At 65.2% G+C, this 19891-nt stretch carries 18 protein-coding genes and 1 pseudogene; 7 read left to right on the top strand and 12 right to left on the bottom strand.

Features of this window, described 5'->3' with window-relative positions:
* Nucleotides 1–74: 74 nt before the first annotated feature.
* The 3 genes from BV908_RS18925 to BV908_RS18920 all read left to right on the top strand — a co-directional run bounded on the left by BV908_RS18925 (nt 75) and on the right by BV908_RS18920 (nt 1684).
* Complete coding sequence (locus BV908_RS18925; protein WP_172751406.1) at nt 75–788, top strand: response regulator transcription factor; 714 nt, start codon at nt 75–77, stop codon at nt 786–788.
* A 63-nt stretch (nt 789–851) separates the two neighbouring features.
* The gene (locus BV908_RS22865) at nt 852–1004 is read left to right on the top strand and encodes a hypothetical protein (RefSeq protein WP_231403383.1); all 153 of its coding nucleotides are present in this window, start codon (nt 852–854) and stop codon (nt 1002–1004) included.
* Nucleotides 1004–1684 carry an ATP-binding protein gene (locus BV908_RS18920; RefSeq protein WP_231403384.1) on the top strand — a complete coding sequence of 227 codons (681 nt, stop codon included), beginning with the start codon at nt 1004–1006 and terminating at the stop codon, nt 1682–1684. The genes BV908_RS22865 and BV908_RS18920 overlap by 1 nt, the downstream gene beginning before the upstream one ends.
* A gap of 92 nt (nt 1685–1776) precedes the next feature.
* Here the strand turns inward: BV908_RS18920 and BV908_RS18915 are convergent, their stop codons facing one another.
* On the bottom strand, nt 1777–4086 hold the full coding sequence (locus BV908_RS18915) for an AsmA family protein (protein WP_103738922.1): 2310 nt from the start codon (nt 4084–4086) through the stop codon (nt 1777–1779).
* 241 nt (nt 4087–4327) lie between these two features.
* Here BV908_RS18915 and BV908_RS18910 point away from each other — a divergent pair, with 241 nt between their 5' ends.
* The 3 genes from BV908_RS18910 to BV908_RS18900 all read left to right on the top strand — a co-directional run bounded on the left by BV908_RS18910 (nt 4328) and on the right by BV908_RS18900 (nt 5876).
* A complete protein-coding gene (locus BV908_RS18910) occupies nt 4328–4558 on the top strand; it encodes a hypothetical protein (protein ID WP_041839010.1) in 231 nt (76 codons plus the stop codon).
* A gap of 17 nt (nt 4559–4575) precedes the next feature.
* A complete protein-coding gene (locus BV908_RS18905) occupies nt 4576–4839 on the top strand; it encodes a hypothetical protein (protein ID WP_015913306.1) in 264 nt (87 codons plus the stop codon).
* A 122-nt stretch (nt 4840–4961) separates the two neighbouring features.
* Nucleotides 4962–5876, top strand: coding sequence for a pseudouridine synthase (locus BV908_RS18900; RefSeq protein ID WP_103738921.1), 915 nt, complete (start codon nt 4962–4964; stop codon nt 5874–5876).
* 254 nt (nt 5877–6130) lie between these two features.
* Here BV908_RS18900 and BV908_RS18895 read toward each other — a convergent pair.
* From BV908_RS18895 to BV908_RS18845, 11 genes and pseudogenes are all read right to left on the bottom strand, one after another.
* Nucleotides 6131–7039 (bottom strand): annotated as a pseudogene (locus BV908_RS18895) (LysR family transcriptional regulator).
* A gap of 232 nt (nt 7040–7271) precedes the next feature.
* Entirely contained in the window at nt 7272–8423 is a 1152-nt protein-coding gene (locus tag BV908_RS18890; RefSeq protein WP_103738920.1) for a trypsin-like peptidase domain-containing protein, read from the bottom strand.
* Nucleotides 8424–8447: 24 nt separating this feature from the next.
* Nucleotides 8448–9413, bottom strand: coding sequence for a zinc metalloprotease HtpX (locus tag BV908_RS18885; protein WP_103738919.1), 966 nt, complete (start codon nt 9411–9413; stop codon nt 8448–8450).
* On the bottom strand, nt 9391–9888 hold the full coding sequence (gene psiE-GI, locus BV908_RS18880) for a heat resistance protein PsiE-GI (protein WP_031755013.1): 498 nt from the start codon (nt 9886–9888) through the stop codon (nt 9391–9393). The genes BV908_RS18885 and psiE-GI overlap by 23 nt, the downstream gene beginning before the upstream one ends.
* Entirely contained in the window at nt 9869–11599 is a 1731-nt protein-coding gene (gene kefB-GI, locus BV908_RS18875) for a heat resistance system K+/H+ antiporter KefB-GI (protein WP_031755012.1), read from the bottom strand. The genes psiE-GI and kefB-GI overlap by 20 nt, the downstream gene beginning before the upstream one ends.
* A 3-nt stretch (nt 11600–11602) precedes the next feature.
* Nucleotides 11603–12043, bottom strand: a complete 441-nt coding sequence (trx-GI, locus tag BV908_RS18870) for a heat resistance system thioredoxin Trx-GI (protein ID WP_031755011.1) — start codon at nt 12041–12043, stop codon at nt 11603–11605.
* On the bottom strand, nt 12040–13920 hold the full coding sequence (ftsH, locus tag BV908_RS18865; RefSeq protein ID WP_103738918.1) for an ATP-dependent zinc metalloprotease FtsH: 1881 nt from the start codon (nt 13918–13920) through the stop codon (nt 12040–12042). Before ftsH ends, trx-GI begins: the two co-directional genes overlap by 4 nt.
* A gap of 27 nt (nt 13921–13947) precedes the next feature.
* Entirely contained in the window at nt 13948–15378 is a 1431-nt protein-coding gene (cls, locus tag BV908_RS18860; RefSeq protein WP_103738917.1) for a cardiolipin synthase, read from the bottom strand.
* Nucleotides 15379–15394: 16 nt separating this feature from the next.
* Nucleotides 15395–18244 carry a heat shock survival AAA family ATPase ClpK gene (gene clpK, locus BV908_RS18855; protein ID WP_103738916.1) on the bottom strand — a complete coding sequence of 950 codons (2850 nt, stop codon included), beginning with the start codon at nt 18242–18244 and terminating at the stop codon, nt 15395–15397.
* Nucleotides 18245–18337: 93 nt separating this feature from the next.
* Nucleotides 18338–18907, bottom strand: coding sequence for an Hsp20/alpha crystallin family protein (locus BV908_RS18850; RefSeq protein ID WP_103738915.1), 570 nt, complete (start codon nt 18905–18907; stop codon nt 18338–18340).
* A gap of 32 nt (nt 18908–18939) precedes the next feature.
* Complete coding sequence (locus BV908_RS18845) at nt 18940–19212, bottom strand: helix-turn-helix domain-containing protein (protein WP_103738930.1); 273 nt, start codon at nt 19210–19212, stop codon at nt 18940–18942.
* A 135-nt stretch (nt 19213–19347) separates the two neighbouring features.
* Between BV908_RS18845 and tnpA the strand changes: the two genes are divergently transcribed.
* Nucleotides 19348–19779, top strand: coding sequence for an IS200/IS605 family transposase (gene tnpA / locus BV908_RS18840; RefSeq protein WP_026437438.1), 432 nt, complete (start codon nt 19348–19350; stop codon nt 19777–19779).
* The last annotated feature ends 112 nt before the right edge of the window (nt 19780–19891 follow it).

The following is a 19891-nucleotide window of genomic DNA, read 5'->3' as shown; positions in this document are numbered from 1 at the left end:
TGCTGCCCGTCAACGATCCTCCTGGTGCAATGGCCGCTCCGCGGGGGACGTCTGTCACCCCAGGCCAATTCGCCATGCACCAGAATCCGCCCTCCATCTGGCCGGACTTTCTGGCGGGGCAACTGGAAAAGCCCGTGCGCGTTTTGCTGGTGGATGACGATGCGCACATGCGGCGCGTCATCGCGCAAGAGCTGATGAGCGACCAGCGTACGCTGCTGGTGGCGCAGGCCACCAGCGTGCGCGAGGGCCGCAAGGCCATCAAGCAGCATGAGTTCGATGTGATGCTCGTGGACCTGAACCTCGGCGATGGCGAGGGCTTCATGCTGATCGACTACATGAAGTCGGTGCGCCCCACGGCCGAGGCCATCGTCATCTCCATCATGCAGAACGATGAGCAGGTGCTGCACGCCTTTGAACTGGGTGCCACGGGCTATCTCGTCAAGAACTCATGGTTCGGCAGCTATCCCCAGGCGGTACTGCAGGTGGCCAACGGCGGTGCTTCCATCACCCCCAACCTTGCGCGTCGCCTGCTGCAGCGGTTTGACCCGAGCGGCGCCGCGGCCCCGCACGCCCAGCGGCGCGGGGAGCAGGAAACCGAGCGCCTGTCCCAGCGCGAGAAAGAAGTGCTGCGCATGGTGGCCAGCGGTTACACCAGCGCCGAGATCGGCAACCGGCTGTTCATCAGCAGCCTGACCGTGAACACGCACATCAAGAACATCTACCGCAAGCTGCAGGTGCGCACGCGGGCGCAGGCCGTGCGCTTCGCGTCACTGCGCGGGCTGTTCTGAAAGAAGAGCCGCCTGGGCGCACAAACGTCCGTCGCACCTGCCGCAGGGATGAGGGAGATTTCCATGTTTCGCACCCGTCCGCCGGCCTTTGCAATCGCCTGCGTTGCTGTCTGGTTGCTTGCCATGTCCGTCGATACCCTGCTGCTGGTCTCTGCGGAGCAACTGAGTCTGCAGGCGCAGTTGCGCTGGAAGCTGCTGGGCCTGGGGCCCTGGTAGTGCTGGGCATCTTGCTGATCGTGCAGTTGCCGCGCGCACTGCAGTGGCGCCCACGGCGCAGCATCCGGCCCAGCCCTGATGTGAAGCGCGAGCGCGAACGCATTGCACGCAACCTGCACGACCAGGTGGGGTCCCAGCTCGTCAACGCCATCGCCCTGGTGGACGAGCGGGACCCCGAACACGGGACGCTGATGCAGTCGCTGGAGTTGTGCCTGCTCGACCTGCGCCTCTTGGTGGATTCGATGGACGGCGAGGACGATTCCCTGGCGGACCGGCTCGCGCGGCTGCGCCACCGCATCCAGCCTGCGCTGGACCGGCGCGGCATCGCGCTGCACTGGGAGATTGCGCCACACGATGAACTGGCCCTGCCAGAAGGCAAGGTGGCGCGGGAGATAGCCGCCATCGTCCAGGAAGCCGTGAGCAATGTGCTGCAGCATGCGGACGCCACGGCGCTCGTGATCCGCCTGCACTCCGTGCAAACGCTGCAGGGCAGGGCATGGCAGTTGCAGGTGGCAGACAACGGCGCAGGGCTGCCGAGCGGCGAGCCCGCGTGCCACAGTCTGGGACGCGGCATTGACAGCATGCGCTCGCGTGCGGCGGCGGTGGCGGGCTGGCTGGAGCTGCTGCCGCAAGAAGGCCGTGGTCTGTGTGTGCAACTCACGGTTCCGGCCGTGCAGTGAACACGACCAGTGCGTGCCACCCAGGCCGCACACCAAGAAAACTATTAAAACAATAGCTGCTAGCGCTTTATTGGAGCGCCTTGCAGGCTGCTTTAACGTTGAGCGCGCGAGGCGGGCTTGGCCGGCGCAGATGCCGGTGCCGCGCCGGCCTTGGCCAAAAGTGCAGCGCAGTGCGCGTCGTCCTCGGCGGCGGGCACGGTAATCGGCAGCAGCGCCAGCGCCGCGGGCGCCGTGAGGGCGGCGGCCACCGCCGCCCCCGCGCGCAGCAGCAGCGGCCCGGGTTCTACCCCCACCTGCGGATCAGCGAAGGTGCCGCGCACATACAACGGCGTGCGCAGTGAGAAGAATTTCCACTTCAGCGAATCGGGCGTGATGCGCAGGTTGAGCAGTTCGTCGCCGAGGTCCACCGTGCCCTTGGCTTCGACGATGGCCTCCTCGGTGTTGAGCTTGACGGTGCGCGTGCTGGCCACGCCACCTTGTACGTCCAGGTTGGCCACGGCGCAGCGCAGCTTGACCTCCTTGTCGTCGCCGAACAGTTTGGAGACGATGACGCTTCCCAGGTTGAGCGCCGCCAGATCCAGCAATTCCTTGCTCAGCGTGCCGTCGCGGATGTACAGCCGCACTTCGCCCCCGCTGGTGGCCAGCATGCGCGCCACCGACTGCCCCTGGCCGGTCAGCGCCAGAGCGCCGTCCAGCCGCCCCAGGCTCTTTTGCATGCGCTCCACCTTGGGAAAGAGGGCCGACAGCTGCAGGCCCTGGACCGAGCCCTGCAACTGCACCTGCAGCGGATCGGTGCGGCTGTCCAGCAGCACGTTGGAGTCGATGCGGCCGTGGGCCACGCCAAAGCGCAGCGGTGTCAGGCGCAGCTGGCGGTCTTCCAGCACCGCGCGCACGCTCAGGTTGTCCAGTGGCAGGCTGTCGGGGCGCACCACCTTCTGCCCGGCAAATGCCAGGTCCAGGTCCATGGCGCCCCAGCGGTCGGTGGCGAAGCGGGCATCGGGCAGCACCTTGCCGGGGCGGCGCGAGGTGCCTTTCTCCTGCGCGCGCACGCCGCTGGGCGCGCCCAGGACCGGGCCCAGATCCGCCAGGCGCAGTTGCTTGGACGTCATATGGCCCTGCAGCTTGGGACGGGGCTCGCCGCCTGTGTAGGTCAGGCTGCCGTGCAGGTCGCTGCTGCCAACGGTGCCGTTGAAGTCGCGGTATTCCCATACCGCCCTGGCCGGTGCCAGGTTGCCGAGCAGGCGCCCCTCGACCTGGAACGGCGGCGTGTTGGGCAGCACCAGGCCGGTCAGTTCATACAGGTCCGCCATGCTGGGCGCCTTCACGAACACCTGCAGATCCATGCCCGAAAGCTTGGCGGGATTGTTGAGCACGCCTTCCACCCGCGTCTGCACGCTGCCCGAGCGCGCGGAAAAGCGCAGCGGATAGCGCGCGGAAAAGCGCAGCGGATAGCGCGCGGCCTGCTGGCGCAGCGACAGCACCGGTCCTGCCAGTCCTTCTCCGGTGATGCGCGCCTTGCGGTAGGTGCCCTGCAGCGCGATCTTCATGCCGTACTTGCCTTCGGCCTGCGGTGCACCAGTGGGCAGGGTGTCGATGCGGGCACGCAGCGCCAAATCCTTCAGGCCGTCGGCATAGCCCAACCAGCCGCCGCGCACGACGAGCTGGTTCAAGCGCAGATCCCAAGGGTTGTCCTCGGCAGTGCTCTCTCGGGGATGGGAGCGCGTGAAGGTCCAGTTGTTGCGCCCGTCCTGCCGGCGTGCCAGCACGATGTCGGGCGCCGTCAGTACGACTGTGTCCAGCACCAGCGTGCGGGACAGCAGCGGCAGCAGGCGCAATGTGGCGCTGGCGCTGGCGATGGTGCCCATGCCCGTGGGCGGGCGTGCCGGAGCATTCGCTTGGGTATCCCCCGCCTCCAGCGCGACGGCGCGCGCGGCGTCGGACGCCGCCGAACCCGCAGACGCAGGCGCTGCTGCCGCCGTGGGCGCGTCGGCATCACCTGCGGGTGCGGCTGGCTCGGGGCGCGGGGGAAGGGCGGGCAGTTGGTCCGTGCCTTTGCCCGGTGCTTCCGGCACCTCAAAGCCCTCCGGATTGCTCAGGGAGAGCTGCTGGGCACGCACGGTCACACCGGGTACCCAACGGCGCCAGCCTTCTTCCAGCGGTTGGGGCCAGTGCCACTCCGCCGACAGATCGCCATCGATGGAGAAGGTGCGCCCCGTGGCCTCGCTCACCTTGTCGTTCACCCAGGGTTTGGCGCGGTTCCAGTCCCAGTTCACCAGTACCACGATGAACAGCGCCAGTGCCGCCACCGCTGCGCCTATCGTGCCCAGCGTCCAGCGCAGCACGCGCTGGCGCGTGGAACGGTGGGGGAGGGAGGCGGCGGGGGGCGTGTTCTCAGGGGGCATGGCGAAAGCGCCGCAAGCTGGCCAAACGGGTGTGCCTTGCCTCAGGGCGCGGAGTGGTGTTTGAAGCCATGCTAGTGCGAACATCCTCGCGCTGGGCCGTGCGTACGGCGATTACCGGGCTTGTCCTACAGCCCACCCATAGGACGGCGCCGGGGCATGCATGCGCCTTTGGCCTACGTTGAACCACAGCTGTTGCTTCAAGAATGGCGCCATTGCATTCACTTACACCAAGGCGCTCCTCATGCAAACGACCGACGCACTCACCCAGGAAACGATCTTCGGCGTGGCCGACAGCGTGACCTATTCCGGCATGCTGTGCCTGGCGCCGGATGGCCGCCGCTACTTTTACGCCCATGCCCAGGTGGATGGACGCACGCTGCCCCTGCCGCATGACCACTGGACCTCGCGCGATGCCGCGGTGCGCGGCCTGGCGGCCATCGCATCGGGCGAGAGCAAGCCGGCGGTCGCATGACACCGGAGCCCCCCGCGATGGATGCAACGCCTGCGCTGCCCCAGGTCCTGGAAGAGGGTTATCGCGGCTTCCTGATCCGCATTCCTATTCCTGAGGCCACGCCTGCCGCTGCCGGCACGCCGGTCCAGGTCAGCGTGGCGGCCATCTCGCAACACGCGATAGCCCATATGGACGCCATACGGTGGGCGCCCGTGGAAGGATCGGAGGGAGACCTGCACACACTCGCACGGATCAAGCAAGCCATCGACGAGGCGTTGGACGGCGTGGATCGCGCGTCGTGATCGTCGGTTTGCAACCCAAGACAAAATAGCCTCTAGCGCTTTACCATCAAGCGCTAATAGCTATCAAAACAATAGTATTGTTGCATGGAGCGGGAGCCTGGGGCCCCTACAATCGCGGCCCCATGCACAACAGCCACGATCCCCGGGTCCTGCCCATGCGCGACGGCGTCAACCCCAGTTGCGTGGTTCTGCCCTCGGCGGGGCAGGGGCTTCTGGTGGACTTCCTCGCACAGCGCCTGCCCGCCGTGTCGCGCGAGGACTGGCTGCGCCGCCTGCGCGCGAACGAAGTGGTGGACGAGTTCGGCGCGGCCGCCACGGAGCGCAGCCCGTTCACGCCGGGCGTACGCTACTACTACTACCGCGAACTGCCGCCCGAGCCCGAGTTGCCGTTCTACGAAACCGTGCTCTACCAGGATGCGCACATCCTTGTGGCCGACAAACCCCACTTCCTGCCCGTGGTGCCCGCGGGCCGCTATCTTCAGCAAACCCTGCTGGTGCGCTTGAAGCGCCGGCTGGGCCAGAGCGAGTTGTCCCCCGTGCACCGCATCGACCGCGACACGGCGGGCCTGGTGCTGTTTTCCGTGCAGCGGGCAACGCGCGGCACCTACCAGGCCCTCTTTCGCGACAGACGGGTGCACAAGGTCTATGAGGCCGTTGCACCGTGGCGTGCCGACCTGCCGCTGCCGTGCATCCATGAAAGCCGGCTGGAGGAAAGCGGCCATTTTTTTCGCATGCACGAGGTGCCCGGCACGCCCAACGCGCGCACGCACATCGACGTGTTGGAGGTTGCGTCACCCTGGGCGCGCTACCGCCTGGAGCCCATCACCGGAAAGCGCCACCAGTTGCGCGTGCACATGGCCGCGCTGGGCCTGCCGCTGCGCGGCGATGCGTTCTACCCGGAGGTGAACGACCCGCCGGAAGGGGACTATTCCAACCCGCTGCAACTGCTGGCGCGCACGCTTGCCTTTACCGATCCCCTCAGCGGAGAGGCGCGGCGGTTTGACAGTCGGCTGAAACTGCGCCCGCTGACGGATTAGTGTGTGGAAAAGTGGGGGAGGGGAGAGCAGCCGGAAGGCCGCGTTGCAGCACGCCTTGCCGGAATGCTGGAGCGGGCGATGGGAACATCATCGTGCCCCTAACTCGTTGATTGATAAAGAGTTTTCCGCACTCGGCGAACCGAGATGGACATAATAATAGACTGAAAAACCACGCTTGGTCAACGCGCGTTCCGAGCAAGTCCAGTGCGAGCCATGGACAGCCAGCAATAGCCAATGTACCCGAGCGCTCAACGTCACGAGGCCGTTTCATCTCCCTTTGGCAGGAACTCCTCGCGTGCGCGCTGCAGGAACCGCCTCATGGGCTCAGATGGCTCGGCGCGGCGGCGCAGCAGGTAGGTAGACAGCAAGGGCGGCGTGCCTGCCAAGGAGCGGACAGCTATGTCGGGGCGGTTCAGGGTCTGCACCTGCGAAGCGATGGCGAAACCGATGCCGTAACCAGCACCGACCAGAGTCAGCATCACGCCTAAGCTCGTCACCTGATCTACCAGCTTGAGCGGCTTGGACGCACCTTGAAGCACCGCCTGGATCTGGTGGTGGCAGCCCGATCCCGCGTCCGGATGGCACAGTACCAACGGAAACTTCAAGGCTTCATCCAATGGCACTTCCGCGTGCGCCAACAAGGGGTGGCGCACGGGCACGATTACCGACAGAGGATCGGTCCATACGGGCTCGGCGACAAGGCCTTCGCTCACCGCGTCCGACAGCGCAAAACCGATGTCCAGCAGATCGTTGTGCAGGCCCTTGAGCTGCTGCGCGAAAGGCAGCTCGAAGACGCGAATCTCCAGTTCGGGCTCTTCCTCGCGGCTGCGCGCCAGCAAGGTGGCAATGTGGGGCTGCGCCAAGCTGTCGCAGATGGCGATGCGCAGATAACCCTGATAGCCCTGCGCCGCCGCCTTTGCGGCACTCACCGCCTGCTCCACGGTGGCCAGCACGCGCCGGCACTCACCGAGGAACACTTGACCGGCCCAGGTCAGTCGCATCTAGTGCGCGCTGCGGTCGAACAACTGCACGCCGAGCGTGGCTTCGAGATTGCGCATTGCGCGCGACACAGGCGATTGTTCTACGCCAAGGCGCTCGGCCGCTCGCGCGAAATGCAGTTCTTCCGCGACCGCAACGAAATAGCGCAGTAGTCTGAGTTCCAATGCGGCCTCCTGTTTGCCTCGTTCCTGGCCTGCGTCCACCTCATGCGGATTGCGCCTCGCTTTCTCCTTCGATGATTGGCAAGAGGTTCCGGCGTTGCATGCTTGCCTATTCGGATAGGCAGATCGCATCCGAAAATTACGGAGGTTGAGGCGGAACGCTACCTGGCCGAAGACCTGAGAACCTCAATCGCCGCGACGCTGCACTACCGCCTGACCCACAGGTTCAGTTCAATCAATTCCCAGGTTGCAGCTCCACACGCACCTCGCGCGATTTGCCGGCCCGTTCCACTGACAAGACCACCACATCGCCGACCTTCCTGTCGTCTAGCCGCGCGAGCAGCTTAGCCACATCGTCCGTCGCCTTGCCATCAACACCGATGATGCGGTCGCCGGGCACGATGCCTTGTGGGGTAATCTCGACCCCAGCGAGCCCGGCTTTGTGCGCTGCCGAGCCGGGGGTGACACGCAGCACGAACACGCCCTTGCTTCCCGTCAGTGCCAGCAGGCGCTGATTGAGCTGTTCGTCCACTTCAATGCCCAGCGCCGGACGGATGTACTTACCGGTCTTGATGAGTTGCGGGACTACGCGCATGACGGTGTCCACCGGCACGGCGAAACCAATCCCAGCCGAGGCGCCGGAGGGGCTGTAGATCGCCGTGTTGATGCCGATGAGCCGCCCCGCCGAATCGAGCAAGGGGCCGCCCGAGTTGCCGGGGTTAATGGCGGCGTCGGTCTGAACCAGGTGATCAATGGCCGGGCCGCCCGCTTCTCCCGGTAACGAGCGGTCGAGCGCGGAGACGATGCCGGTGGTGAGCGTCCAGTCCAAGCCAAAGGGGTTGCCGATAGCAAACACCTTCTGTCCCACCTTGAGGTCGGCGCTGGTGCCGACCGGCACGGCCGGCGGGCGCTTGAAACCGACGCCGATCTTGAGCACGGCGATGTCGTGCGCTGGGCTCGTCGCCACCAGCGCGGCCTGGTAGTCGCGGCCATCGGCGAGTTTGACCGTGGCTTCGGACGCGCCCTGGATAACGTGGAAGTTGGTGACGACGTGGCCGGCGTCGTCCCAGATGAAGCCCGATCCCGTGCCACGAGGCACGGAGAAGACATTGCGCGTCCAGACGTCGCGCACCAGCTGCGCGGTGGTGATGTAGACCACCGAGGCGCGTGATTTTTCGAACAGTTCGATGGTGGCCTTTTCGTCCGCCGCCAAGTCGCCGCGCGCCGTCACGGTGCGCTCTGCCGCCTCGCGCGGACTGAACCAGGCCTCGATGGCGGGCAGGAACTGCCACAGCAGCATGAGCGCAGCAATGCAGGCGGTGATGAAGAGCCAGCGCCGGATGAAGGGATCCGGTGCGGGGCGTGGATACGGGTTAGGGTAGGCCATGAGAAGTCTCCTGTTGAAAGGCAATCAGCGCCATAGCCCGCTCGGGCGCCAGCGCGGCGGGCGCGGCGTCACAGCGGATTCCGGCAAGAAATGGGGCGCGTGAAACGGCAAGGCTGTTGCTGGTCCAGGCGCCAACGTCAGCAGGCGTGCGATGCGCTCTTGCGTTGCCGGATGGGTGCGCAACCAGGAAGGCTCGGGATTGCCCCATCCCGGCCACAGCCAGGCACGCCAGGAGCGACTGACCCGCTCGATCTTCGCCAGCGCGGACGCCAGCCCTTGCGGGTCGCCGGTCAGTTCCGCCGCGAGGCGGTCAGCGTTGAACTCACGCACGCGAGACAAGCCGAGCTGTGCGAGCAGGGCCAGCTGGGGCGAGGCGGCCAGCAGAAGCAGTCCAGGCCAATTGACCGCCACCGCGCCGGCCAGCAGTGCGGGCAAGCTGAACACAATAGCGATCTGTCCGACCATAGCCAGCAGGCTCGTGAGGCGACTGACGGAATCCGCCAGCCCCATGACACGCAGATCCTCATTAGCGATGTGCGCGACCTCGTGCGCGAGCACACCCGCCAGTTCGCGCGAACTCAGGTTGCGCAGCAGGCCATCGGTAAGGGCGATCGATGCATGCTGCTTCGAGCCGGTGGCGAAGGCGTTGACGACGGCACTTGGCACGTAGTGCGGCACCGGCGTGGCGGACAAACCGGCACGGGCGGACAGCTCGCGCAACAGGGCCCAAATCTCGGGGGCTTCGTGCGGGTACAAAGCCCGTGCGCGGTACAGGCGCAAGGTCAAGACGGATGCGGCTGCCGGTTCCAGCAACAGCGTGCCTGCAACGGCAAACAGCGCGAGCCACAGGCCGCTTTCCCCGAACAGCAGGCTTCCTGCGGCGGCTGCGATCCCGACCAGGGTCAGGATCAACAGCCCGGTCTGCAGGCGGTTGAGCCAGCGGTGTTGCAACAACGCCGCGCGCGGGTCACTGGGATGATGACGGGTCATGCTCAGATGTCTCGGCGGCGCGGTCGTCGCGCTCGCGCAGCAGCCAGTAAGTGGCACCAAGCGCCAGCGTAGCGCCTGCAAGCGCGGCGATCTTGCCAGGGCTCGCCTCGGGGTCGAGGATCACGAACTTGCGCGCCAGCGCGATCAGACCGATGAGGATCACGGTCTTGACCTGGATGATGCTGTCCCGACGCAGCGCCACGCGCACGATGGAATGCTTGAACTCCATCGCGATCAAGAGCGTCATGATCATGCCGAACACACTCTGGAATACCTTGTGATCCAGGGGATTGAACGCATCAAGGATCAGCAGCGTGAAGACGATGGAGATGAGCTGGAGCAGCGACACCACGATGATGACGGCAATCACCGCCGACAGCACGAGCGCGACGACCTGCTCGAAGCGCTCGTAAAGGCTCATGATGGCCCACTGGTCACGCAAGACCTGAAATGGGTTAAGGCGTGTTGATTTCATGACAATGAACTCCCTGGAAACGGCTGCTGTCGAGACGGCGGCGCATTGCGCTGATGTGGCCTTCTACCAGTTCGACCGACATGCCAAGCGACGACATCACTTGTTCCGCCAGCCCAAGGCCTGCGGCAAAGGATTGCTGGTACACACGCACGTTGGGCATGGCGCGAAATGCATCGGCCGCGGTCGTACTTCTGCATGACACCCACAAGGTCAGCGCCGGACGGCGCTCGGCAATCGCCTGGGCGATGCGCAGCACTTGCTGGGCATGGGCGAACGTGAGCACCACCAGACGCGCTTGCGCCAACCCGGCAGCCAGCAGGGTATCGGGCCGACTCGCATCGCCATGGAACACCGGCACGCCGGCGGCACGCTCGGCCTCTACCTTCTGCTCGTCTGCTTCCAGCAGCAGATGCGCCACGCCGGCGTGGCGAAGAATCTCACTGACGGTCAGGCCAAGCTCGCCCGCGCCGCAGATGATGACGTGGTCTCGAAATCGCGCCGTCTGCGCGGTGATCTCGACTTCTTCAGCCTGGGGTGGCTGAATGACGCCGCCGGTGCGGCTCAAGAACCGGGCAAGTACATCGTGATGGCGGATCAGCAGCGGTGCCAAGGCCATGCTGAGCACCAGCGCGACCAGCATGGGTTGTACGACGGTCGCGGGAATCAGATGCTGCTGCAAGACCATGCCCAACAACAGCAGGGCGAACTCGCCGCCATGCCCCAACGCTATGCCCGTGCGCCAGGCATCGAGGGCGGACAGGCGCGTCGCCCGCAAGGCCAGGGTGTTGAGCCCGATCTTGACCGGTACCAGCACTGCCAGCCACGCGAACACCGCCAGTGGTGCCGAAAGAATCTGCGCTCCGTCCAACTGCAGGCCGATGGTCACGAAGAACACCCCCGACAACACATCGCGAAACGGTTTGAGGTGGCTTTCCATGTGGTGACGGAAGTCGCTCTCGCCCAGCACCATGCCGGCCAAAAACGCACCCAGGGCGGCGGATACGCCGACCGCGTGTGCAGCAGCGGCGGCAGCCACCACCACGCACAAGGAAACCAGCACGAAGGATTCTTCGTGGCCCTGCCGCGCCACCCAGCCCAGCAGGCCATGCAACAGACGACGGGAGGCGAGGGCCGCTGCCGCGAACAACATCAGCACGCCCAACACTTCGAGCAGCACGCTCTCGATCTTCGGCGACTCGCCGCGCGCCCAGATCGCCAGCAGGGCCAGCAGGGGCACGCTGGCCAGGTCCTGAAAGACCAGCACGCCGATGGCGCTGCGGCCGTGGCGGGTGGTGAGCTCGCCTTGGTCGGCCAGCTGTCGGCTGACCAGCGCCGTGGACGACATGGCCGCCGCAGTGCTGAGCAACGCAGCGCGCTGAACTGGCTGTCCCAGCCACATCAACATCAAGGTCAGTGGCGTGGCGACAGCGATCATCTGCAAGCTGCCGGCCGCCAATACGGTTTTACGGGAAAGCCAGAAGTGCCCGAGGGAGAACTCCAGCCCAACCATGAACAGCAGCAGGGCCACGCCCAGCTCGGACAGAAAATCAAGCGCTTCTCCCGGCGCGACTACACCGCTGACCGACGGGCCCAGCAAGGCGCCGACGGCGAGGTAACCCAGCAAGGCGGGTACTCTGAACGCCGCCGTCGCCACATCCGCGAGGCTGCATGCCGCCAGCAGGATCAGGGTGGCGCCGAGCAAGTCCTGCATCGGTCAGCGCCCCACCTGTGCAGATGCCCAGCGCACGATGTCCTGCGCGCCCAAGGCGCCAGCCTGACGCCCGATCTCCCGCCCACCCTGGAACAGGGCGAGCGTCGGAATACTGCGGATACCGAACTGCGCGGCCAGGTGGGGCTCAGCCTCGGTATTCACCTTTGCCAGCCGGATCCTGGGTTCGAGCTGGTGCGCCGCTTGCTGGAACTGTGGCGCCATCATCTTGCACGGCCCGCACCAGGGCGCCCAGAAATCGACCAGCAGCGGCAAATCGCTGCGCTCCACGTGGCGCGAGAACGTCGCCGTGGTCAACTCGATGGGCTCGCCCGTGAACAAGGGCTGCTGGCAGCGGCCGCAGTTGGGACGATCCGCGAGCTTGGCGGCCGGCACGCGGTTGATGGACTGGCAGTGCGGACAAACGAGGTGAAGGTGTTCGCTCATGGTGTGGACCCTTGGGGTGTAGAGAGTGAGGTTTCGGGCTGGAGGGGCTCCGACGCGCGGGATTCGGACTGCAAGCCCTGCGTCAGTTGGCGGATGTCGTTCTCGTCGAGCGTTTCCCGCGCCAGCAGTTCGCGCGCACAACGCTCCAGCACCGCGCGGTTGGTGTCGAGGATCCGGTAGGCGCGCTCGAACACGCCCATCACGATGTCGCGGATGGCCTGATCGATGCGCGCCTGGGTCGATTCGGCCACCCGGCAGCCGCCGTGGGCCAGTTCCGGTGTATCGAGAAAGCGTGGCCGCTGCGCCGCGAAGGCGATGTAGCCCAGTCCTTCGTCCATGCCAAAGCGGGTGATCATGTCGCGGGCAATGTCGGTGGCCCGTGCGAGGTCATCGGCAGCCCCGGTGGACAGCTCGCCGAACACGAGCTTCTCGGCCGCACGACCGCCCAGCAGCACGGCGATCTTGTGTTCCAGATCGGCGCGCGTCATCAGGAAGCGGTCTTCGGTGGGGCGTTGCAGCGTGTAGCCCAGCGCGCCGATGCCGCGCGGGATGATCGAGATCTTGTGCACGGGGTCGGTGCCGGGCAGCGCCAGCGCCACCAGCGCATGGCCCATCTCGTGATAGGCCACGGTTTCCCGCTCCTTGGGATTGAGTACTCGGTTCTTCTTCTCCAGGCCCGCCACGATGCGCTCGATGGCGGCGGTGAAATCCTGCAACTCCACGGCGGACGCTTTGCGCCGGGTCGCGGCCAGCGCGGCCTCGTTGACCAGGTTCGCGAGGTCTGCACCCGAAAAGCCCGTGGTCAGCGCCGCCACCTGTTCCAGATCTACACCGTGGGCCAGGGTGATCTTCTTGACATGGACCTTCAGGATGTCCAGCCGTCCCTTCTTGTCGGGCCGGTCCACCAGCACCTGACGGTCGAAGCGACCGGCGCGCAGCAGCGCCTGGTCGAGGATTTCGGGGCGGTTGGTGGCGGCGAGGATGATCAGCCCGACCGAGCTGTCGAAGCCGTCCATCTCGGTGAGCAGCTGGTTGAGCGTCTGCTCACGCTCGTCGTGGCCGCCGATGGGCCCGCCGACGCCGCGTGCGCGGCCCAGTGCATCGAGTTCGTCGATGAAGATGATGGCCGGCGCCTGCCCGCGGGCCTGCTCGAACAGGTCGCGCACACGGGCCGCACCCACGCCGACGAACATCTCGACAAACTCTGATCCGGAGATGGAGAAGAAGGGCACCGCCGCCTCGCCGGCAACAGCCTTGGCCAGCAATGTCTTGCCGGTGCCCGGTGGGCCGACCAGCAACACGCCCTTGGGAATGCGCGCCCCGAGCCGTCCATACTCCTGCGGATTCTTGAGGAAATCGACGATCTCAACCAACTCCGCCTTGGCTTCATCGACGCCAGCGACATCGGCAAAGGTCACGCCAGTGTTCTTCTCCATGAATACCTTGGCACGGCTCTTGCCGATGCTCAGGAAGCCACCCATGCCCTGCTTCTCGGCGAAGCGGCGGAACAGGAAGAACCAGACGCCGAAGAAGGCCACCGCCGGCAGAATCCAGGAGAGCACATCACGCAGCCAGGTGCTTTCCACCACCCGCGCATAGGGCACGTCGTACTTGGACAGCCGCTCGGCCAGGTCGGGTTCGACACGGGTGGCCACGATGGTGGTCTTGCCCGGGCTGTCCGGCGATTTCAGGCGCCCGGTGACGGTGCGGTCCGACACCAGCACTTCGGCGACGCGCCCCTCGGCCAGCGCCTTCTCGAATTCGCTGTAGGGCACGGGCTCGACGGTCTTGGCCGCCTGCCAGTAGTTCTGCAGCGTCAGCAGCAACAGGCCGGCGACGATCCAGTAGCCAATGTTCCATTGATCTTTCTTTTCCATGGGCAATGTTCCTCGCAAGTCGTACCGCTAGAGAATGGGGGTGAACAGACGGGCCACCCCGTCGCGCAAGCGGATGGCCAGCGGGCGGGCGCGCAGCGCCTTCGCCGATATCTCGTTCGACGCATCACGGGCGGCATCAAAAAGGGATTCCAGCCGCGTAGACAGCGCGGTGTCGTACACCTCCACATTGAACTCGAAGTTGAGGCGCAGGCTGCGCGCATCCCAATTGGCCGAACCCAGGCAGCACCACTGGCCGTCTATCAGCATCAGCTTGCTGTGGTCGAACGGGCCAGGCCGTTCGAAGATGCGCACACCGTGCTCCAGCACCTGCCAGTAGTGGGCGCGCGCGGCCCATTGCACCGTGGGATGGTCGCCGTTTGCGGGCGTCAGCACCTCGACGCGCACGCCGCGCAACGCGGCCGTGCTCAGCGCCGCGATCATCGGCTGATCGGGCACGAAGTAAGGTGTCCAGATGCGCACCGAATGCTTCGCCGCGCTCAAAGCGCCCATGAAGGTCCAGCGCATCCTGTCCAGGGCCTCATCGGGACCGGCCTCGATGCCGCGCGCCCAAGAGGTTCCTTGCTCATCAGCCGTTGCGGGCGGTTCGCCCCAGAAACCCTTGCTGAGCCGCTCGCCCGTGGTATCGCACCAATCATCGGTGAAGCACCGCATCAGATGCGCAACCACCGGCCCGCGCAGACGAAAGTGCAAATCGTGACAGGCCTGCTCCGGCGCATCGGGCCGCCAATACGGGCTGAAGATGTTCATGCCGCCGGTGAAACCCGTCTCGCCATCGATCACCAGCAGCTTGCGGTGATTGCGCAGATGCGCGGCATGCAGGCGCGCGGGAATCAACGTCGGGTTGAACGTCGCCGCCGGAACGCCGGCGCGTTGCAAGGCGCGGTAGGCGCCGCGGGGCGTCCAGCGGGCATAGACGTCGTCGATCAGCACCCGCACTTGCACGCCGCGCTCATGAGCCCGGCGCAGCGCATCGACGAACTGCGCCCCGATGCCTTGGCTGTCGAAGATGTACGAGGCCAAGGCGACGCTGTACCGCGCCGATTCGATGGCGGCGAGCATGGCCGGGTAGGCCTGCTCGCCATCGATGAGCGGCTCGATGCGGTTGCCGCTGGTCAGCGACTGGCCGGTGGCGCGTCCCACCAGGTGGGCCAGACCGGCAAGCGGCGGCGATACAGCCTCGGGCATCGTGGGCGAGAGGTCCTGCCGAGCAGCAGGATCTGCCCCCGGGAAGAGCCGCCGCGCCCGCCGCTGGTAACGGTTGATGCCGAACAGCCCATACAGCAGCGAACCGCCCAGCGGCAACAAGGCGATCAGCAGTACCCACAGCGTGGCCGATCGAGGGTCACGCTTGTAGATGACCGCGTGCCCCGCTGTGGGAACAGCGACCGCCAGCGACACGAGGGTGGCTGCCCATGTCAGCACGTTGGGGTCGGACACGACAGCCTCCCATCGCTCAAGATTCGCCGCCCGCCGGCTTCTTCTTGCGCGCAGGCTTGCTCTCGCCGTTCGGCGGTGCCTCGGCCACGTTCGCTGCATCGGGCTTTTCAGGCTCGGCCGGCTGCGCGGCTGGCTCCTGGCGCTCGAAGACCACCCGTTCGGCCTTGTCATCCCAGCGGGCGCTGGCGTGATCGGCCTTGCCGATGCCACCACCGAGCATCTCGCGTGCCAGCGCGGTTTCCAGCTCGCTGCGGATCAGCCGCTTGAGCTCGCGCGCGCCGAACTCGGGTTTGTAGCCTTCCTCCGCGAAGTGGTCGATCAAGGTCTGGTCGAAGGTCAACGTCACGCCCTGGCTGGCGGCGTTGCGGGCCACACGATCGAGCTGCAGGCCGACGATATGGCGGATCTCCTCCTTGCCCAGCGCATGGAAGACGATGATCTCGTCGATGCGGTTGAGGAACTCGGGGCGGAAGTGTCCGCGCAGCACGTCCATCACCTCGGACTTGGTCTTCTCGTATTCCTCGCCGGCGGCGCCACGGGCCTTCAGCCGACGCTGGATGATGTCCGAGCCCAAGTTCGAGGTGGCGATGATGATGGTATTGGTGAAATCCACCACCCGGCCCTTGCCGTCGGTGAGCCGCCCGTCGTCGAACACCTGCAGCAGGATGTTGTAGACGTCGGGGTGAGCCTTCTCGATCTCGTCCAGCAGCAACACGCTGTAGGGCTTGCGACGCACCTTCTCGGTGAGCTGGCCGCCCTCGTCATAGCCCACATAACCCGGAGGCGCGCCCACCAGGCGTGCCACGGTATGGCGTTCCCCGTACTCGGACATGTCGATGCGCAGCAGCGCACCTTCATCGCCATAGATGGACTCGGCCAGCGCCTTGGCGAGCTCGGTCTTGCCCACGCCGGTCGGCCCGAGGAACAGAAAAGTCGCCACCGGCTTGCCGCCTTCGCGCAGGCCCGCGCGCGACAACCGCACGGCATCGGCCACCGCGCGCACCGCTTCGTCCTGGCCCACCAGGCGCTCGTGCAGCCGCTGCTCCAGATGCAGCAGCTTCTCGCGCTCTTCCACCGTCAGCTCGTTGACCGGAATGCCGGTCAGGCGCGAGACGATCTGCGCGACATGCTCGGCTTTGACTTCGGCGCTGCCCGAGGCGCGCTCGCGTTCCCATTCCTCGACGAGCTTCTTGAGTTCAGTCTCCTTGGCCTCGATGCGCTTGCCCAGCTCGGCGGCCTTGTCGTACTGCTTGCGCGAGGCCATGTAGTCCTGCTCACGCCGCAGCTGGTGCAGTTCGGACTCCAGCTCTTGCACCGCCACTGGGCGGGCCGTGGCCGACAGTTTCACACGCGCGGCAGCCTGGTCGAGCAGGTCGATGGCCTTGTCGGGCAGAAAGCGGGCGGTGATGTAGCGGTCGGACAACTCGGCGGCGGCGATGATCGCGTCCTCTGTGATGCTGACCTTGTGGTGCGCTTCGAACGTGTCGCGCAGGCCGCGCAGGATCATCATGGTCTGCGCTACCGTCGGCTCGGGCACCATCACCGGCTGGAAGCGACGCTCCAGCGCGGCGTCCTTCTCGATGTACTTCTGATACTCGTTGAGCGTGGTGGCGCCGATCAGGTTCAGTTCGCCGCGCGCCATCATCGGCTTGAACACGTTGGCCACGTCCAGCCCGCCTTCGCCGCCACCCTGGCCTGCACCGACGATGGTGTGCACTTCATCGATGAAGAGAATCATCTCGCCCTGGTGCTCGGTCACTTCCTTGAGCACCTTCTGCACGCGCTCCTCGAACTCGCCGCGGTACTTGGCGCCTGCCACCATGGCATTGATGTTGAGTTCCACCAGGCGCTTGTCGCGCAGCGTCTCGGGCACTTCGCCGGCGACCATCCGCTGCGCCAGTCCTTCGACGATGGCGGTCTTGCCGACGCCGGGCTCACCGATCAACACCGGGTTGTTTTTCTTGCGCCGGGCCAGCACCTCGATGGTGGTCTCGATCTCCTGCGCACGGCCGATGACTGGATCGAGTTTGCCCTCGCGCGCCATCTTGGTGAGGTCGCGCGAGTATTTATCCAGCTCGGGCGTGTTGGTCGGCGTCTCGGCGCGGCCATCCTCGGCCCCTTTGCCGACCACCTTGCTTACCTGCTGGCGCAGCGCTTGCGGCGTGAGGCCGTAACGGCGCAGCAGGTTGGCCGCCAAACCTTCGCCTTCCTCGGCGAGCCCGATCAGGAAATGCTCCGGCCCGACATAAGAGTGGCCGAGTTCGTTGGAGGCCACGAAAGCACGGCTGAGCGCGTCCTTGACCCGGGGCGACACGCCGATCTCGCCCTCGAACGGCTTATCGCCGCGCTTGGCTTCGGATTCGATCTGCCGCTTGAGGTCATCGACCTTGATCTTGAACTGCCCCAGGATGGTCTTGACCACGTCGCTGTCGGATAGCGCCAGCAGCAGATGTTCGGTATCCACCTCGGAGCGGCCAAATTCGGCAGCGTGTTTGGCGGCCTCCTGCAGCAGGGCTTCCGACTGTTCGCTGATACGGCTGGCGAGCCCACTGCCGCGCCGGCGCGTTGTACCCGTAGCAGCCGGGGCGGGTTCGCCGAACGAGGCATCGACCACCTCGTCGGTATCGGCCGCCATGGACGGCGAATCGTCACCGATGCGGAAGAAGTCGCTGCCGAGGAAGTCTTCGAACAGCCCGCTGCGCGAGCCGAACAAGGCTTCCAGCGGTGAGACGGTGCGCTTTTGCTGGCGCACCAGTTGGCGATAGTGATCGTCACACAACAGCATGGTGCTGTGGCGACCATTGAGATTGGCTTCCACCCGCACCGTGGCGGGCTGGCCGCAGACTTGGCATTGTTTTCTGGCCATGCTGATGCTCCTGTAAAGATTGATCTGACGAGGCACCGCCGATCACGGTGCCTCATCTCTTTGTGGTTTTTGAGAAAAACGCGCTGCCCCGCGTCAGCCGTTGATCGGGATCGAGCGCCCCTGCTTGGGCGTACTGGCCTCGCGCTTTTCCATCGTGATCGTGAGCACGCCGTTCTTGAAAGCGGCCTTGATCGTGTCCTGGTTGGCATCGGCCGGCAGGTTCAGAGCGCGCTGAAAGCTGCCGTAGGAGCGCTCCACCCGGTGGAAACCACCGTCTTTGGTTTCCTGCTCCTGGCGCTTTTCACCGCGCACCAGCAACACATCGTTATCGAGCGTGATCTGAATGTCCTTTTCCTCGACGCCGGGAACCTCCAAAGAAATCTTGTACTGCTTGTCTGTTTCCTGGATGTCCAGCGCCGGCTTCAGCATGCCCGGCCAGTCCGCCGGCCAGCGCGGCAAGGCCAGCGCCGGGAAACCGAAGCCCCGGAACGCATCATCGAACAGGCGATCGATTTCGCGATGCAATTGCAGGATGGGGCTGACCGGCCCGCCTGCCGCCGGCAGGTCATTGCGCTGCACCGGCAGTGAGGCGGTGCTCTGTTGTTCTTCCTGCTCCTTTTTGAACCAGTTCCAGGGAGCCAATTTCTTGAAATCAATATCCATGTCATACCTCCAGAAATCAATTGAAGACTCACTCAATCCGTTTGCCCGCGGCGACGGACAGCGCGCCCAGACGACACGGGATGTTTCGCTGACTTCGGCTGTTCATCTACCTCCTTCTTTCTGCCTGCTTGGATCTGATCATTGATCCATCGATCGATTTCACTTTGACGAAACCGCCACGTCCCGCCGACCTTGAAGGCCGGAATCTCCCCGTGCGAGGCGAGCCGGTAAAGCGTCCGCTTGCCGACTTTCAAGTAGGCAGCCAACTCGTCGAGTGTGAAGATCGCCTGCTGGCGCGCTGTCATACCACCCCCACTAGCTACCAAAAGGAGGCCCCCCGGCTCTGCCGGGGAGGCAGTAGAAGTTTGACTTTTCAGGAGGTTGTCCACCGTAGAGACTTTCAATCGTGAGCCGCCAAGCAAACGAAAGGAAGAAACACGATGGACAAGTATGAAAGTTTGAGTCACACGGCCTGGGATTGCAAATATCACGTGGTCTTCATCCCCAAGTGTCGAAGGCGAACGCTGTACAAGCAGCTACGCGAACACCTGGGTGAGGTATTCAGAAAGTTGGCCGCGCAAAAGGAATGCAGGGTTGAAGAGGGGCATCTGATGCCCGATCACGTGCACATGATGCTGTCGATCCCACCGAAGTACTCGGTGTCGCAGGTGGTGGGCTTTATCAAAGGCAAGAGCGCAATCCACCTTGCGCGGGTGTACGGAGAGCGAAAGCGCAACTTCGTGGGTCAGCACTTCTGGGCGCGAGGGTACTTCGTCTCGACGGTGGGACGCGACGAAGCGGTGATACGGGAGTACATCCGAAACCAGGAGAAGGAAGACGAGAGGTTGGACCAACTCGGTCTATGGAGGTGAGTAGCCACCGATAGGTGGCCCCAAGAATGAGGGGCCGCGTTAGCGACCCCTTACAGCCGCTTTGAGCGGCTCACATCCCGAATGCCCCCGGCTTTGCCGGGGGATGGTTACC

The sequence above is a fragment of the Diaphorobacter sp. LR2014-1 genome, assembly GCF_002916785.1.
GTDB lineage: Bacteria > Pseudomonadota > Gammaproteobacteria > Burkholderiales > Burkholderiaceae_C > Diaphorobacter > Diaphorobacter nitroreducens.
The sequence above is the reverse complement of the archived record's forward strand: the minus strand, read 5'-3'. Positions and strand labels throughout refer to the sequence as shown.